Genomic DNA, 16,725 nt, shown 5'->3' with positions numbered 1-16,725 from the left:
GTTAATTTTTACCTAACGCGTCTACCTGGGGATACGTCGCGCCGGACTGTTTCCGTTGATCGTTTGGGGACCGGTCACGACGCCGACGCGTCGTCGGTCAACCGGCGGGCCGCGGCACGCATGGAGGCGGCCGAGTCGCCATGGGTGGCGAGGTACACGGCGCCGGCGGGCGGTCCCGGCACCCCGGTCTCCACCACCACCGCGTCCGGGCGGGCCCGTACGGCTTCCGCGATCAGACGCCGCATCCAGCCGTGCCGTACCGCGTCGTGGACGGCGAGCACGACCGGCCGTCCGGCGGCCGTCCCGAGATCGGGCAGCCCGTCGCCCTCACCGATCTCGGCACGTTCCGTCCCGGGGAGGAGCTCGGCGATCGCCGCGGCGAGGCCCGGCCTGCGTCCGCCGGCGCTGGGATCCACGGCCTGGCTCAGCCGGGCCGATATCTGGACGACCAGCGGCGCGGCGCTCAGCACCGGCCGGGCCGCCGCACCGGCCATGCGCAGCGCCGCGGCCGCCACCGCGTCTCCCAGTCCCTCGTCGGCGTCGGGTGCGGCCGCCGCGCGGACCCGGGCCCGCGCCTCATGCCAGCGGGCCAGGCGGCGCACCCGGCCCGCCGCCTCCACCAGCCGTTCCTCGGAGAGCCTGCCCTCCCGGGCCGCCCCGACGATGGCGTCCCGCAGTTCGTACACGCTCTCTCCACCCGGCGAGGACCGGCCCACGCAGACGGCGTCGGCCCCGGCGGCCAGGGCCCGTACGGCGATCTCGCCGGGCTCGTGGAGCGCGGCCACCGCCCGCATCTCGATCGCGTCGGTCACCAGCACGCCGTCGAAGCCGAGCTCATCGCGCAGCAGCCCGGTCAGCACGGCCCGGCTCAGCGTGGCCGGGACCTCGTCGAGGGCGGGCACGAGCAGATGACCGCACATGATCGCCTGGACCCCCGCCGCGATGGCGGCGCGGAACGGCGGCAGGTCGCGCAGGTCGAGCACCTCACGCGGCGCCTCGACGGTCGGCAGCTCCAGGTGGGAGTCGCTGCGGGTGGCGCCGTGGCCGGGGAAATGCTTGGCACAGGCCGCCACCCCGCTGCCCTGTAGCCCCTTGATCCAGGCCACCGCGTGCCGGGAGACCGCCTCCGGGTCCGCTCCGAAGGAGCGGATGCCGATCACCGGATTGAGCGGGTCGGCGTTCACATCCACCACGGGGGCGTAGTCGAGCGTGATGCCGGAGGCGGCGACGAGCCGGCCGATCTGGCGGGCCACCCGCTCGGTCAGCCGGACGTCGTCGGCCACGCCGAGGGCGAGGTTGCCCGGCCAGGAGCTGCCGGAGCCCGCCTCCAGCCGGGTGACCGTGCCGCCCTCCTCGTCGACCGCGACGATCACCTCGGGGTTGTCCGCGCGCAGCGCCGCGGTGAGCGCTGCCGTCTGCGCCGGATCGGCGATGTTACGGGCGAACAGCACCACCCCGCCCAGGCCCTCGGCCAGCGCCCGGCACAGCCAGCCGGGCGGAGCCGTACCTTCGAAGCCGGGCTGGAGCACGGCCATCGCCAGCCGGTCCAGGTCGTCCGTCGATCTCGGGGACCCGGCTGTCAGACCCGTCTTCCGGCCGCCCGCCCTCATCGCGCCCCCTGCGCGATGAGCCTGCGGTGTCCCTCCAGCGCGCGCGGATCGTCGGGGGGCAGGACGGCCCGGAGCGCCAGCGCGGCGGCCCCCGCGGCGGCGTCGCCCGCGAGCAGCCAATCGCCGAGGGAGCCGGTGCCGGCTGAGAGGCCGGCCCGCTCCCCCAGCTCGGCGCGTACCAGTGCGGCCAGTTCGGTCCGCTCGGTCAGCAGGGATCCGGCCAGCACGAGCGGACCCGGCGCCGCGGGACCGGCGCCGTCCGCCGTGTCCGGCAGGTCCCGCGAGCCCTGCGAGCCCCGTGAGCCCCACGAGCCCCGTGAGCGTACGGCGAGTGCCGTACGGCACAGCAGCGCGGCGCCCTCCCGGAGGATCTCCCGTGCGACCGGGTCCCCGTCGCGGGCTGCGGCGTCGGCCACCGGGGCGAGCGTGGCGAGCCAGGCCGGGCCGGACTCGGCTACGCGGGCGTAGACAGCCGAGACGATCGCCCGGGCGAGCCCCGGGGCGTCCCGCCGGTCCCCGTCCCCGTCCCCGGAGGCGGCGGCATCGTCGAGGATCGCGGCCGCGACGTCGTCGACCAGGGCGGTCGGAGCGGCGCGGCCGTCGAGGGCGGTCAGCGCGGCGGCGACGGCACGCCTGCCGATCCACACCCCGGAGCCCTCGTCGCCCAGCAGCCAGCCCCAGCCGTCGGCACGCCGTACGACCTGCCGGTGCTGGATCCGGGCGCCACCCGCGCCTGTGCCGGCCACCAGGACGGTCCCGTCCGGCTCCGTGGTCGCGCCGGTGAACGCGACCAGCATGTCCGGGACCACGGTCGGACGTCCGGGCAGCCCGGCCTCCTTCCAGACCCGTTCCGCCAGCCCTCCCATGGCCTCGACGCCGGCCAGGCCGAAGACTCCCCCGGCCACGCGCGAGCGGTCGAGGCCCTCCAGCGCGGCGAGCAGCGCGGCGAGCAGGTTGGCGGCCGGGTCGGCGACGGAGACCACGTTCGCGCCCCCCGCGCGTCCGCGCCCGGTGATCTCCCCGTTGTCGCCGGCGACGACACACCGCGTGCTGGTGCCACCGCCATCCACTCCGATGAACAGAGCCCCCACGGTCGCCCCTCGCACTCTTCGTAGATTCCCTCCGACAACCTACAAGTGAGCGGAGAATCTCGATAACGATCTCCGGCGGAGCTACTTCTTGCTTTCGGCCAGATCGACGATCGCGGTGGCGGCGCGGAAGAACTTGTTGCGTCCCATGTCGCCCACCGTCTTGATGTTGAAGGCCTTCTTGAGCAGCTCGGCGTCGCCTTCGGACACACCGGCCAGCGCCTGGACCGGCGCCTTGACGAGTTCCTCAAGGTTCAGGTCCTCATAGTCCCGGTCGAGCAGCTTGCTGAGATCAGCGTTCACGGCCATGAGTTCGTCCCCCGCTCAGAAGTCGCCGGTCAGGCAGAACCCCCGTACTCGTTAGAAGTGCCCGCACCACCCCCACCCATCCCCGTGATCTTGCAGTTTCTCGCACAACCCCACCTCGACCTGGTGAAACAGTCTTTATGATCTTGCACTCACACCTCCACTACAAGATCACGGGGGATGGGGGTGGGGGGGCCGTACGCGCCGTACGGCCCGCCCCTCGCGGCACTGGTGCCGCGACACTAGCTTCGGGAACGGCGCAGGCCGGCGACACCGACGGCGGCTCCGGCGACGCCCACGGCGATGCCGATCCCGGCCAGCAGCCGGGCCGTGCCGTCGGTCCCGCCCGCGTCGTCGCCGGATTCCTCCTTGACGGCGACGGCGGCCGCGGTGGCTGTGGCGGTGGACGGCGCGGGACTCGCGGCGCCGTGCTCCCCTTCACCCTCGGCCGGCGCGACCAGCTTGAGCACCGGAACGGGGTGGTCCCCCTCGGAGCCGTCGGCCTTGGGCTCATCGGCCCACTTGACGACCTCGCCGTTGGAGTAGGTCTGGGTCGTCGGGAAGGCCAACTGGTCGACGGACTTCGGCAGCGGACCGAGGGACGCCTCGAACTCCTGGAACTGGCCTGGCCCGATCTTCCCTCCGGACCAGGTGATCTTCAGGACCGACTCGGTGACCTTGTCGCCGTCGTCGTTGACGACGGGGGTGGGCAGCTTGCCCTGGGTCACCTTCACATCCCAGCCCTGGACCGGCCGGACCGAGACGAACGGCAGCGGGTGATCGGTCGGGAACTCGACCTCGACCTTGCTGGTGGACGCGTTGTCACGCTCGTTCGGCACCCTGAAAGCGATCTTGGTCCAGCTCCCCTTCGTCGCCGTCCCCGGCTGGACGGTCACATGGGCGAGGGCTGGTACGGCGAGGCCGATCGTGAGAGCGAGGGCGCCGGCGCCGACGGTCAGGGCGCGGCGCGCGGCGGCGGTGAATGCCATGAGAGGTTCTCCAGTCGTGTGGGGATGTCGAAAACGCGCGAGCAGCCGAAGACGGCCGCGCGCGCCCGAGCTCCGGCGCGGAGCTCGGAACAGGTCACGAAAGGAGAAGAACGGGCGGCCCACGCCGTACCACCGTGTGTCTGAGGAGCCCGGCGTACCGGGGCCGGGTGCGCTCCGGCTCACGCGGGCGCGGCCGGGGCACGGCGCGGTCAGCGGCCGTGAGCCCGGCGAGCAGCGGCCTGAACCACCTGGCGGCGCGGGCGCCGATCCTGTGCAGGATCGACCACACCAGTGTCTCGCCCCGTGACAGCCACCAGCCCGTGATCAGCGCCGCGGTCAGGTGAGCGAACAGCATCCCGGCACGCACGCTCAGCGGATGGCAGTCCTCGTAGACAGCCGGGTCGTAGAGACCGAACTCGTATGTCCCGGGCAGGTAGGCCACGCCGCCGGACTGTTCGGCCGGACCGAGCAGTTGGTGCAGCGCCCCCTGGGCGGCGAGGAGCAGGCCGACGACCGCCACCGGCGATCGTTCCCTGCCCGCCAGAGCGGCCGCTCCCGCCATGACGGCCAGTCCGCCGACCAGGAGGGCGCGGGGGGTGGGGGCGGCTCCCCCGGCGAACCAGTGCGCACCGACGGCGAGCAGCACGCTGACGGCGGAGAAAGCGGCCGACCGCGCGAGCCGTAAGGGGATGTTGGCGCGCATGACGTGGGGATTGTCCCACAGAAACCGATCACCTATAACGGAGAGCGACCATCGGGACCGCCTGGTCCGGGCGGCTCAGCGGCGCTCGGAGAACTCGTCGCGGTCCCGGCGGACCGGCGGCTTCTTTCCCTTGATGGTGGTCTTCCGCAGCGCGTTTATCACCTCGTGCGCCGCGGACTCGGGGATCTCCACGAGCGAGAAGCGGTCGGCGATCTCTATCGCCCCGATCTCGCGGCCGCTCACCCGGGTCTCCCCGGTGATGGCCCCGACCAGGTCACGCGGCCGCACCCCGACGCTGCGGCCGGCGCCGACGAAGATCCGGGTCATCCCGCCCGACGGACCGCGGCCGCGCCGCTCCTCACGTCCCGGGCCGCCCTCGCGGCGTCCCCGGTCCGGCCGCGGCGCTCTCGGGGCGACCTCCGGGATCTCCTCCTCGTCGGCGGCGGCGCCGGTCGACTCATGGGCGAGCTTGACCGCCGCGAGCGCGATGTCCATGAGGTCGAACTCGTCGGCGAGGGTCTCGACCACGACGCGGAACCGGTCGAGGTCGACGTCGCCCACCATGCTCTCCTCGAGGGCGGACCTGGTCAGCTCCAGCCGTCTCGCCCGCAGGTCCGCGACGGTCGGCACCTTCTCGACCGCGATCCGGCTGCGGGTCACCCGCTCGATCGTCTTGAGCATCCGGTGCTCGCGCGGCTCGGCCAGCGTGATCGCCACGCCCTCGCGGCCGGCCCGGCCCACCCGGCCGATCCGGTGGACGTACGCCTCCGGCGCCGACGGCACGTCGTAGTTGATCACATGGGTGAGCTGCTCGATGTCGAGCCCGCGCGCCGCGACGTCGGTGGCGACCAGCAGATCGGCGGTGCCGGCGCGGAGCCGTCCCATCACGCGGTCACGCTGCTCCTGGCCCATCCCGCCGTGCAGCGCCTCGGCCCGGTAGCCACGGCCGTTCATGGTCTCGGTGAGATGGTCGACCTCCTCACGCGTGCGGCAGAACACGATCGCGGCCGTCGGCGCCTCCACGTCGAGCACCCGGCCGAGCGCCGCCGGCTTGTGCGGGCGCGCCACGATGTACGCGCTCTGCCGTACCCGCGGCGTCTCACCGGCGGCGGGCTGCTCACGCTCGATCTTGATGCGGATCGGCTCGCGCAGGTGGCTGCGGGCCATCCCGTTGATGCGCGGGGGCATGGTGGCCGAGAAGAGCACGGTCTGCCGGTCTTCCGGGACGTCCTGGAGGATCGCGTCGATGTCCTCGGCGAAGCCCATGTCCAGCATCTCGTCGGCCTCGTCGAGCACGACCATCTTCAGCGCGTCCAGGGCGAGCGTGCCCCGGCCGATGTGGTCGAGGGCACGGCCCGGCGTCGCGACCACGACGTCCACCCCGCGCTCGAGCTCCCGCAACTGCCGCCCGATCGGCTGTCCGCCATAGATGGGCAGGACCCGCGCGCCGAGGCCGCGGCCGTAGCGGTGCATCGCCTCGGAGACCTGCACGGCGAGCTCACGCGTGGGCAGGAGGACGAGCGCCATCGGCTTGACGCCGTCCCCGCCCTCGCCGTGCCGCGTCCGCTCGTCGTGCATCCGCTGCAGCACGGGAAGCGCGAAGGCGGCCGTCTTGCCCGTCCCGGTGGCGGCCTGTCCCAGCAGATCCCGCCCCTCCAGAAGGGGTGGGATGGCCTCCCGCTGGATGGGAGTGGGCTCCTCGTAGCCCAGATCGGTCAACGCCTTCAGCAGCTCCGGAAGCAACTCCAGATCGGCGAAGCCCGATCCGTCGTCGACCATGTTCTCGACCATCTCAGGCTCCTCCGGGGCAGACACACGCGGTACACATCGGAAACTATGATCCCCTAATCCCGGAGTTCGCTGGTCAGTGGGCATCCCATTCGCCCTGCCCCCAGAGCCGTCCGGGCACCAGGCGATAATCGCAGATCCCAGGCAAAGCTCTCCCCCTGTTACCGTTGGGCGGTGGATCACCAGTCGCCGCGACCGGCTCGTGTCGCCGTGGCGGTCACGTTCGCCCTGCACGGGGCGGTGATGGGCAGCTTCGCCACCCGCATCCCCTGGCTGCAGGACCACCTGAACGCGAGTTCCGGCGAGCTCGGCCTGGCCCTGCTCGCGCCCGCCGTCGGCTCCCTGCTCACGATGCCCACCGCGAGCCGCATCACCCATCGGTACGGCGGCCGCGCGGTCACCCGGTGGCTGATCTGCCTGTGGTGCGCGGCGCTCGCCCTCCCCGCCCTCGCGCCGAACCTGCCCGTGCTCTTCGCGACGCTCGCGGTGTACGGCGCCGCGTCGGGGATGTCCGACGTGGCGATGAACGCACAGGGTGTGGTGATCGAACAGCGAATGGGCCGTTCGATCATGTCCGGGCTGCACGGGATGTGGAGCCTCGGCGGGCTGGTGGGCGGCGGCGTGGGCTCGGTGGCCGCGCACGCCGGGATCGACGCCCGCCTCCACCTGGCGGTCATGGCACTCGCGCTGACCGTGGCGGGCGCCCTCGTCGGCGGCCTGCTGCCCGACGTGCGAGCCGACGCGGACGCCGCGGAACCGCCGAGGTTCGCGCTGCCGTCACGCACCGTGCTGGTCATCGGGCTCGTCGGCTTCTGCGCGGTGTTCGCCGAAGCGGCCGGACACGACTGGTGCGCCGTCTACCTGACCCAGGTCGCCGGAGCCTCGCCAGGGGTCGCGGCGGCGAGCTACAGCGCCTTCGCCTTCACCATGGCGGCCGGGCGGTTCTGCGGCGACGCCGTGGTCCGCCGGCTGGGCACCGTCGCGGTCGTACGTCTCGGCGGGGCGCTCGGGACGCTCGGCGGGATCCTCGTCGTGACCGCCCGCGACCCCTTGCCGGCGGTGGCGGGGTTCATGCTGATCGGCCTGGGGATCTCAGTGATCATTCCGCTGGTGTTCGCCGCCGCGGGCAACGCCGCGAACACGCCGAGCGAGGGCGTGGCAGGGGCGGCGACGATCAGCTACTCGTCCGGCTTCCTGGCGCCGAGCGCGATCGGCTGGATCGCCCAGGCGAGCACGCTGTCGGTCTCCTTCGCCCTCGTCACCGCCATGATGGCGGCGGTCCTGATGGGCGCGGGCGTGCTCATCCGGCGGTCCACCACCGCACCCCCGCCGCGGCGATCCTAGGCGGCACCTCGTGCCCGCCGGCGAACTCCTTGTAGGTGACCGGGTAACCGTTTCGCCGCAGGCCGGGAACCAGTCGCCGGCTGCAGACGTCGATCGGCAGCACGCGGTCGGACATGCCGTGCGAGATGAACATCCTCGGGCACCCGTGCCTGATCATCGGCGCCATGAACCCCGGTGAGAAGGCCAGCACCGCGCGGAACAGGTCGCCGTTGGCCACCCCGAGGGAAAGGGCATACGACGCCCCGTCGGAGAATCCGGCCACCGCGACCGCGTCCGCGTCGACCGTCGTCCTGGCGAACACCTCGTGCAGCGCGGTGTCGATCCGCGCCACGTCGGGACCGTACCCTCCCACGATCATGTCCCAGGTCGAGGAGATCGCCTGGGGGGCGAGGATCAGCATCCCGGAACCGTTCGACAGGTCGGCCAGCCAGCGCAGCGCCTGCTCCGCCGTACCGCCCGCGCCGTGCAGGACCACGGCCAGCCGGGACGGGCGGGAAGGCAGATCGCGCGGCACGTGCAGCAGGGCGTGACCGTCCAGCCGGTGCAGACCGGGATAGACAGAGCCACGGCTGATCGCTGGGCGGGCGCAGAGCCTGCCGTGCCGGACCCCCTCGTCCGGAAGCGGATGGGGAGCGGCCCTCTCCAGCACGGACACGCCGATCACCTCCCGATTACAGGCGCTCCTCCTGTTTCTTCCCCCGAGAGACGTCGTTCTGTCTCCTGCGCCGAATGTCCATCCCGCCGCTTTGGTATATCGGGACACTGGAGAACCCGGCCGGGAAACGCGGGATTGCGGACGAGCATGAGATCCGTGTTCCGGCTGATGCCGTACGGCCGAACAGCTGACCAGCAACGATGGCTTATCTATCTACCAGAGGGAACCGCCCACGAGGCGGTACGGCAAAGCCGCGGTAATCCCATCCCCATCGTTCGGCCCTTCTCTGGTTTCGGCACGCATGACGGGTATTGAAACAACCATATATGGGGTTGGAACCTAACAGATTCTCCCACCGGAGATGTACCACCCCGGCCACCCTGGAAAGGACGGACCCGTGACAGGCGGACGCCTTCTCCCCCGCCCCCGATCGATCCGGGCGCGCTACACGCTCATCGTGGCGATGCTGTCCGTGATCGTCCTGACCGTCATCGGGGTGAGCCTGGACTTCGCGATCCGGAACGCGACCCAGGCCCGCGTCTTCCAGACGACCCAGCACATCGCCGTTGACTGGCTCGCCTCGATGACTCCCGGCCGTACACCCGACCGTGCGCCGCCGGCGCCCGACCTGCTGCACCGGGCCGACCTGCTGCAGGTCACGGACTCACGGGGCCGGGTGGTGGCGGCGCCCACGACGCCGGCGGGCACGCCGCCGGTGAGCGTCACCCCGCCCGCGTCCGCCGAGCGCGTCCAGAACCGCACCGTATGCGACCCGGCACACGACCGGTGCGTCATGGTCACCGCCATCCGGGTCCCTCCCCAGCTCGACCAGCAGTCCGCCGAACCCCACTACATCTACGCGGGGAAGACGGAGCCCCGCATCATCGCGACGAACCGCTTGGAGATGCTCATCGGCGCCGGAGTCCTCCTCGTGGCCGCCTTCTCCGCCTGGGTCACCTGGTGGGGGGTGGGTCGCACGCTGCGTCCGGTAGCCGCCATCCGCGCGCGCGCCTCCCAGATCACGCCCGGCGACCTGAGCCTCCGGGTGCCCGAGCCGCCCAGGGACGACGAGATCGCGCAGCTCGCGCGTACCGCCAACCGGACTTTCGCCGAGATCGAGGAGACCGTCGGTCATCAGCGCCAGTTCGCCCAGATCGTGTCGCACGAGCTCAGGTCTCCGGTGGCCGGTCTGCGTGTGCGGCTGGAGGAGGCGCTGATGTACCCCGACGAGGTGGACCCGCTCGACACCATCCGGACCGCGCTGTCCACCACGGAGCGACTGCAGTCGATCATCGATGAGGTGCTGGCCTACGCCCGGGTCAAGAACGGCGTGACCGCTCTCGAACCGGTCGATCTGATCGCGCTCGTCCGTGAGGAGGCGGGCTCCCGGGCGTACGGCCCGCCGGTGCGGATGCGGGCCGATGGTGAGCTGAAGGTCCTCGGCAACCGGTTGCAGCTGGTCGGGGTCGTGAACAATCTCCTGGCCAACGCACAGCGGCACGCGGAGACCACCGTGGAGGTCGCTGTGGAACGCCGCGACGGCCAGGCCGTGGTGATCGTGTCCGACGACGGGGACGGCATCGCCCCCGAGGATCGGGAACGTGTCTTCGAGCCCTTCGTCCGCCTCGCCGACGGACGCCGGCGCGACCCCGGTGGCAGCGGGCTCGGCCTCGCCATCTGCCGGGCGATCGTCCGCGCTCACCACGGAACGCTGCGGGTCGAAGACTCGCCGCGAGGCGCCAGGTTCGCCGTCCGCCTGCCGCTGTCGCACTCGGATCGGCCCGCGGCGGAGCCGGCGGGCGTGGCCCGCCCGGTGGTCCCCGTACGGTGATCCCCGTACGGTGAAGACCCTCCCGAAGAGGCATCGGAGGACGTCCCCGGGGTAGTGGCGAATCGAGAACGCGTCAATCGAGAACGCCGTCAGCGGCGAGCAGCGCCGCCGGGAGGAGGAATCCATGATCGTGGCCCGCCGCCTCATCCGGAGCCCCGTCCGCGGGGAACCGGCGTGAACCAGCATCGGCGCGATCTGCTGGACCGCGATCTCGAATGCGTCGCCGCCGACCTGCTCAAGCACGATCCGCGGCTGAGCGCTCTCGACGTGCGCGTACGGTTCGACGGCGGTGTGGCCCACGTCGAGGGCTCGGCCCCGGACGCGGCCGACCTCGCGATGCTGCGGGAGTCGCTCGGCCGGCTGGGCGGCGTGCTGGCGGTGTGGGACCGGGTCCACGTCGACGGCGGCGCACCGAGAGTCGTGGATCTCGGGTGCGGCGGCGCCAAGCAGCATGCGGACAACCTCGGCCTCGACGTACGGCCGGGACCGACCGTCGACGTCGTCGCCGACCTGGTGGCCGGAGTCCCGTTCCAGGACGAGTCGGTGGATCAGGTCTTCGCCGTCCACGTCATCGAACACCTCGCCGACTATCTGCCGCTGCTCGCCGAGTGCCACCGGATCCTGCGCCCCGGTGGGGTGTTGCACGTCCTCACGCCCTGGTGGCGGCACGTCAACGCCGTCGCCGACCCCACCCATGTGCGCCTGCTCGACGTGCAGACCTTCAAGCACCTGTGCCGGCCGGACCACGCGGGGCGGTGCTGGTACCCCCTGCTCGTGACGCGCGACGAGGCGACCGTCTTCGCCGACCTCCTGCCGGTGAAGGCGGGGGTGGGGCCCGCCGGCGAACAGCGGCTGGCGCGATTCTTCGACTGACACCGGGAACCCCGCCAGCACACCGGTCGCGCGACGACGGGCGCCGCGCGACCGGTGGACGGATCACAATGTCGCCTCGGGGTGGGAGGGCTCCTCGGCGACCGGCGTCTTCGACCGCACCACGGCGACCGGGCACCGGGCGTGGTGCAGCACGGCCCGGCTGACCGAGCCCAGCACGAACGACCTCACCGCGCCGCGTCCCCTGGAGCCGACGACCAGCAGGTCCGCATCCGCCGAGGCGTCGACGAGGGCGGTGACCGGGTGGGCGGAGACGGTGTCCGGCACGGTCTCCACACCGGGGTACTTCTCCCGCCATGCGGTGACCCTGCCGGTCACGAAGTCCGCCTGCGCCTGCCGCATCTCGTCCATGTCGTAGGCGATCTCCGGAGCGTAGATGTGCACCGGGAGCTGCCAGGCGTACACCACCCGGAGCCTGCAGCCGCGCAGGCCGGCCTCCTCGAAGGCGTAGGCCAGGGCGGCCTCGGACTCCGGCGAACCGTCGAACCCCACGACGACCTCACCGCGGACGTCCGTGGGACCGGGCCGCACCACGACCACGGGAGCGTCCACGTGACCGGCGACGTGCATGCTGACCGAGCCGAGCAGCATCCCGGTGAAGCCGCCCAGCCCCCGGCTGCCGACGACGAGTTCGACGGCGTGCTCGGCCTGCCGCCGGAGGGCGTGCACCGGGTCTCCCTCGGCCATCTCGACGGTGACGTCGAGCTCCGGCCGCCGTTCCCGCGCGGTCTGCTCGGCCTCCTGAAGGATCTGCCGGCCGGGCCGGGACAGGCGATCGTACATGTCGGGGATCGGATAGCGGGGGATGTCGTACGGCAGGCGGTCCAGGACGTGCACGATGCGCAGGGGCAGGCGCTTGCGGGCGGCGTCGTCGGCGGCCCATTCGACGGCGGCGGTCGCCGCGGGCGAGCCGTCGGTCGCGACCACGATCGGTTCTGTCATGTCTCCTCCAATTTCGGCATTCGTCGATCGGTCGTCATCGGGCAGTGCCGGTCCCGCACCGACGGGCCCGGTCCGGTCACCCTTCCTGGACACCTCTTCCCCGCACCGGCTCACCATGCCTCCCCTGCCGATCTCCATCTGCCGATCTCAGCGTCGGCCCCGATCAATGCCGGGACCAGGGGCGCACGGCCCTCCGACGAGGGACCTTCGGCCGGGGAGACGTGGGCCAACGCCTCTGAGCCCGATGCCCGGCCCGGCCTAACGTCAAGGTAGATCGCGTTGTGCCGGGAGGGCATCATGCAGGTGAAAGTGAAGGACGTCATGTCGCGTGACGTCGCCGCCGTCGACCGGAGCACCCCGTTCAAGGAGATCGCCGAGTTGATGATCGGGCGCCGCGTCAGCGCCGTTCCCGTCGTCGACGGCCAGGGCCGCGTCGCCGGCGTGGTCTCCGAGACCGACCTGCTGCGCAAGGAGGAGTTCCGGGAGCGGTTCTACCGCGAGGGCTACCGGCCCCCGCTGCGCGCCCGCCTGCGCCACCGCCTCGACCACGAGGGCGGCAACGTGGCCGCCAGAGCCCGCGGGGACAGTGCGGCCGAGATCATGAGCACGCCCGTGGTGACCACCACTCCCGACACCTCCGTGGTGTCCGCGGCACGCCTCATGGACCGGCACGGCGTGCGGCGGCTTCCCGTCGTCGACGAGCACGGTCACCTGGTGGGCATTGTGAGCCGACATGACCTGTTGCGGGTCTTCGTCCGGCCCGACGAGGAGATCGCCCGGGAGATCCGCGAGGACGTCCTGGAGCGGAACATCTGGACGGACACCTCCAAGGTCGAGGTCACCGTGCGGGACGGCGTCGTCTCCGTCACCGGCAGCGTCCCCGAGCGGAGCAGCGCGGACATCGCCGTACGGCTCATGCGCCGGGTCAACGGCGTCGTCGGCGTCGTCGACCGGCTCAGCTGGGAGTGGGACGATCTGCGGCAGCAGCGGTGGGTGGGCGTCTGACCCGGCATCCCGCCGGCTCAGGCGGCCCCGAGCGGCTCCCCTCTCGCAGCAGCCCGGGTAGAAGCCCTGATAGAGACCTTGGCAGAGACCTTGGCAGAGGCCCGCCGGACATGGTTCCGGCGGGCCTCACGGTTTTCGGGAGACACCCGTCGTTTTCGGGAGACACCCGTCATCGGAGATCCCCCGAAAGCCGCGGAGATCAGCGCCTCCGATCGGCACGTGTCGATCAGCGCGGGCCGCCGAAGCGGATCATGTCGAACACGATCACGGACAGTACGGCGGCGCCCATCGCCATCGCCCAGCCCGCAGGCGGCAGGGGCACCAGTGCGAGCGGCGCCCCCAACGGCGGGATCACCGTCACCAGCACCTGCAGCGCGGCGGTGGCGGTCACCGCGACGAGCACGGAACGGCCACGCCACCACCCGCGTTCGAAGGTCCGGCGGCGGGCCCGGACGACGTAGGCGAGGGTCAGGCGGGCGAAGACGAGGGCGAGCACGGCCTGGCCGCGGACCTGCTCCTCGCTCCACCCGAGACGGCGAGCCGCCTCCACCGCCGCGAAGACGAGCGCGCCGACGACCAGCGCCCGCAGCGCGATTCGGGTCAGGACCCGCCACGACAGCAGGCCGTCCCTGCTCGGGCGCAGCGCCAGCGGGTCGCCGGCCGGCCGGTCGACGCCGAGCGCGATGGCGGGGATGCCGTCCAGCACCAGGTTGATCCAGAGCAGCTGCACGGGAAGCAGCGGCACGACCAGATCCGGCCAGGCGATCAGGCCGGTGAGGACGATCAGGATTTCCGCCAGGTTGCCCGTCAGCAGATATCCGATCATCGAGGCGACGTTGTGATGCAGCCTGCGGCCCTCGCGGACCCCGCTGACGATCGTGCCGAGCTCGCCGTTGGTGACGACGACGGCCGCCGCCTCCCGGGCCACGTCGGTGCCCTCCTCACCAGCCATGGCCACCCCCACGTCGGCGTTGCGCAGGGCCGGGGCGTCGTTCACGCCGTCGCCGGTCATCGCCACGACATCGCCGCCGGCACGCAGGGCACGCACCAGGTCGAGCTTGGTGGCCGGGTCGACCCGGGCCAGCACGCCCGCCTCGCGCAGCCGGGCCGATCTACCGGCGTGATCATCGCTGTCGGGACCGTCCAGGGCGTCGAGCGACGCGCCTGTCACCACCGGGTCGGCCTCGATGCCCACCTCCTCGGCGATCGCGCGGGCGGTGTCGGCGTGGTCACCGGTCACCATCACGACCCGGATGCCGGCCGCACGGCAGTCCGCCACGGCCTGGGGCGCCGAGGGGCGGATCTCATCGCGCAACGCGACCAGGCCGAGAGGGCGCAGCCCGTCGGCGTCCAGATCACCGGTGTGCCGCTCGGCGAGCGCGAGCACCCGCAGGCCACGATCGGCGAGACCGGACACCGCCTGTGCCAGCCGGTCGGTCTCCTCCCCGGGAACGCACCGGCCGAGCACCACCTCGGGGGCGCCCTTGACCGTCAGCAGCGGACCTTCCGCGGGATCGCTCCCCGACGTGATCACGGCCATGGACCTCGTCTCGGCCTCGAACGGCCGGGCGGCCAGCCGTTCCTCACCGGGCGGCAGCCGTACCGCGTGCCGGTCGGCCGCGACGGCGAGGGCGACGTCGACGGCGTCCCCGAGGCCGTCACGGGCATCGTTGCAGCGCAGCGCGGCACGCCACAGGTCACCTCCGGATGCCGCCACCTGGTCGACCACGGTCAGATGCCCGGTGGTCAGCGTGCCGGTCTTGTCCGTGGCGATGACGGTCGTCGCGCCCAGGGCCTCGATGGCCGACAGGCGCCGCACGATCACGCCGAGCTTGGCCATGCGCTGTGAGCCGAGCGCCAGCGCGGTGGTGACGGCGGCGGCCAGGCTCTCCGGCACCGCGGCGATGGCCAGCGCCACCCCGGCCAGGATGATGTCGAGCAGCGCGGCCTCGCCCCGCTGGACCCGGGTGAGCCCGATCAGGATCATCACGACACCCGCCATGACGGCGACCAGGCCGATCCGCCGCGACACCCGGGCGAGTTCGACCGCCAGCGGACCCTTGACGCCGGCGCCCAGCGCGGAGGCGATGCGCCCCATCTCCGTGCGGGCGCCGGTCCCGGTCACCTCGGCCACGCCCGCGCCCCGGACGACCAGCGTCCCGGCGAACAACTCCCCATGACGCTCGGCGAGCACCGCAGTCGGCCTGGCCGATCCGGCGGGCTCGTCCGCCGGATCCTCTCCGGGCTGTTCGTCCGCTCGGGGCACCCTCTTGTCGGCCGACAGCGACTCCCCCGTGAGCATGGACTCGTCCACCCCGAGCGCGCTCGCCTCCAGCAGGCGCGCATCGGCCGGGACCCGGTCTCCTGCCGCCACCTGCATGATGTCGCCCGGCACGACCTCGGCGGCGGGGACCCTCCGTACGACACCGTCACGGACGACCTTGGCCAGGGGCGCGGTGAGGGTGCGCAGGGCCCGTACGGCACGGTCCGCCTTCGTCTCCTGACTCACTCCGATCACCACGTTGACCAGGAGAATGATCAAGATGGCCGCGCCCTCGGGCACCTCGCCGAGGACGGCCAGGGTGACCAGGCCGGCGATCAGCAGCAGGACCGACATCGGGTCGGCGAGCTGGCGGGCGACCCGTACGGGCAGCCGCGGCGGGCGGGGCTGCGGGAACTCGTTGGGCCCGCACTCGGCCAGCCGCCGGGAAGCGGCATCCTCGGTCAGTCCTGTCATCGCTCGCGCAGCCGTCTCCATGCCCTCAAGCAGATCACTCCGGCTTCCCGGACACCCCGGGCGAAAGGCACTCCCCCAGGGGACCTTCGCCCCAGCGGCGAAGCACACCCGTCGCGGGTTAGCGTATGGGCATGATTCGTGTGTTCCTGGTGGACGACCATGAGGTGGTTCGGCGAGGCGTCGCGGCGCTGCTGGAGTCCGAAGCCGACATCGAGGTCGTCGGGGAGGCGGGCACGGCCGAGTCGGCGCTGGCCCGGATCCCCGCCCTCAAGCCGGACGTCGCGGTGCTCGACGTCCGGCTGCCCGACGGCAACGGCGTGGACGTCTGCCGCGACCTGCGCTCCAAGATGCCAGAACTGGCCTGCCTGATGCTGACCTCGTTCGCCGACGACGAGGCGCTGTTCAACGCGGTGATGGCGGGGGCTTCGGGATATGTGCTCAAGCAGATCCACGGCTCGGACCTGGTCGGCGCGGTACGCACGGTGGCGGCCGGCCAGTCGCTGCTCGACCCGCAGACGACGGCGGCCATGCTGCAGCGGCTGCGCGATCAGGCGACCAGGAAGGACCCGCTCGCCGCACTGTCCGACCAGGAGCGGCAGATCCTGGAGCTGATCGGCGAGGGGCTGACCAACCGCCAGATCGGTGAGCGGATGTTCCTGGCCGAGAAGACCGTGAAGAACTACGTCTCCAACCTGTTGAGCAAGCTCAACATGGAGCGCCGCACCCAGGCGGCGGCCCTGGCAGCACGCCTGAAGGCCGACCGCGAACGGTGACAGCCCCCGCGGCGATCTGCGAGTAATCGCAAGATCACGGGACAGGTGGCGGACGGGATCTCT

At 72.1% G+C, this 16,725-nt stretch carries 14 protein-coding genes; 5 read left to right on the top strand and 9 right to left on the bottom strand.

Annotated features, from left to right (window positions below):
- Positions 1-74 precede the first annotated feature (74 nt).
- The 6 genes from nagZ to Mth01_RS03610 all read right to left on the bottom strand — a co-directional run bounded on the left by nagZ (position 75) and on the right by Mth01_RS03610 (position 6,487).
- Positions 75-1,610 carry a beta-N-acetylhexosaminidase gene (gene nagZ, locus Mth01_RS03635; RefSeq protein WP_204011200.1) on the bottom strand — a complete coding sequence of 512 codons (1,536 nt, stop codon included), beginning with the start codon at positions 1,608-1,610 and terminating at the stop codon, positions 75-77.
- Positions 1,607-2,701: an N-acetylglucosamine kinase gene (locus tag Mth01_RS03630; RefSeq protein ID WP_239089323.1), complete on the bottom strand. Its 1,095-nt coding sequence runs from the start codon at positions 2,699-2,701 to the stop codon at positions 1,607-1,609. The genes nagZ and Mth01_RS03630 overlap by 4 nt, the downstream gene beginning before the upstream one ends.
- An 81-nt stretch (positions 2,702-2,782) precedes the next feature.
- Positions 2,783-3,007: a hypothetical protein gene (locus tag Mth01_RS03625; protein WP_204011191.1), complete on the bottom strand. Its 225-nt coding sequence runs from the start codon at positions 3,005-3,007 to the stop codon at positions 2,783-2,785.
- Between the two features lie 239 nt (positions 3,008-3,246).
- Positions 3,247-3,993: a YcnI family copper-binding membrane protein gene (locus Mth01_RS03620; protein WP_204011189.1), complete on the bottom strand. Its 747-nt coding sequence runs from the start codon at positions 3,991-3,993 to the stop codon at positions 3,247-3,249.
- A gap of 94 nt (positions 3,994-4,087) precedes the next feature.
- Positions 4,088-4,696, bottom strand: coding sequence for an MFS transporter (locus Mth01_RS03615; protein WP_204011187.1), 609 nt, complete (start codon positions 4,694-4,696; stop codon positions 4,088-4,090).
- 75 nt (positions 4,697-4,771) lie between these two features.
- A complete protein-coding gene (locus tag Mth01_RS03610; protein WP_204011185.1) occupies positions 4,772-6,487 on the bottom strand; it encodes a DEAD/DEAH box helicase in 1,716 nt (571 codons plus the stop codon).
- Between the two features lie 171 nt (positions 6,488-6,658).
- Here Mth01_RS03610 and Mth01_RS03605 point away from each other — a divergent pair, with 171 nt between their 5' ends.
- On the top strand, positions 6,659-7,828 hold the full coding sequence (locus Mth01_RS03605) for an MFS transporter (protein WP_204011182.1): 1,170 nt from the start codon (positions 6,659-6,661) through the stop codon (positions 7,826-7,828).
- Here the strand turns inward: Mth01_RS03605 and Mth01_RS03600 are convergent.
- A complete protein-coding gene (locus Mth01_RS03600; RefSeq protein WP_204011179.1) occupies positions 7,785-8,483 on the bottom strand; it encodes an alpha/beta hydrolase in 699 nt (232 codons plus the stop codon). The genes Mth01_RS03605 and Mth01_RS03600 overlap by 44 nt on opposite strands.
- A 397-nt stretch (positions 8,484-8,880) precedes the next feature.
- On the opposite strand from Mth01_RS03600, the gene Mth01_RS03595 reads away from it, so the two are divergent.
- Both Mth01_RS03595 and Mth01_RS03590 read left to right on the top strand, forming a co-directional pair.
- Positions 8,881-10,314, top strand: a complete 1,434-nt coding sequence (locus Mth01_RS03595) for a sensor histidine kinase (protein ID WP_204011174.1) — start codon at positions 8,881-8,883, stop codon at positions 10,312-10,314.
- 174 nt (positions 10,315-10,488) lie between these two features.
- Positions 10,489-11,187, top strand: coding sequence for a methyltransferase domain-containing protein (locus tag Mth01_RS03590; RefSeq protein WP_204011172.1), 699 nt, complete (start codon positions 10,489-10,491; stop codon positions 11,185-11,187).
- 63 nt (positions 11,188-11,250) lie between these two features.
- Here Mth01_RS03590 and Mth01_RS03585 read toward each other — a convergent pair whose 3' ends face one another.
- Complete coding sequence (locus tag Mth01_RS03585) at positions 11,251-12,147, bottom strand: universal stress protein (protein ID WP_204011171.1); 897 nt, start codon at positions 12,145-12,147, stop codon at positions 11,251-11,253.
- 297 nt (positions 12,148-12,444) lie between these two features.
- Here Mth01_RS03585 and Mth01_RS03580 point away from each other — a divergent pair, with 297 nt between their 5' ends.
- A complete protein-coding gene (locus Mth01_RS03580) occupies positions 12,445-13,152 on the top strand; it encodes a CBS domain-containing protein (RefSeq protein WP_204011170.1) in 708 nt (235 codons plus the stop codon).
- A 226-nt stretch (positions 13,153-13,378) separates the two neighbouring features.
- Here Mth01_RS03580 and Mth01_RS03575 read toward each other — a convergent pair whose 3' ends face one another.
- A complete protein-coding gene (locus Mth01_RS03575; protein ID WP_204011164.1) occupies positions 13,379-15,910 on the bottom strand; it encodes a cation-translocating P-type ATPase in 2,532 nt (843 codons plus the stop codon).
- 110 nt (positions 15,911-16,020) lie between these two features.
- Between Mth01_RS03575 and Mth01_RS03570 the strand changes: the two genes are divergently transcribed.
- Positions 16,021-16,662, top strand: coding sequence for a response regulator (locus tag Mth01_RS03570; RefSeq protein ID WP_204011161.1), 642 nt, complete (start codon positions 16,021-16,023; stop codon positions 16,660-16,662).
- Positions 16,663-16,725 lie beyond the last annotated feature (63 nt).

This window comes from Sphaerimonospora thailandensis (genome assembly GCF_016863115.1).
Classification (GTDB): domain Bacteria; phylum Actinomycetota; class Actinomycetes; order Streptosporangiales; family Streptosporangiaceae; genus Sphaerimonospora; species Sphaerimonospora cavernae.
Note: the sequence above shows the minus strand (reverse complement) of the source record. Positions and strands in the feature narration are given on the sequence as shown.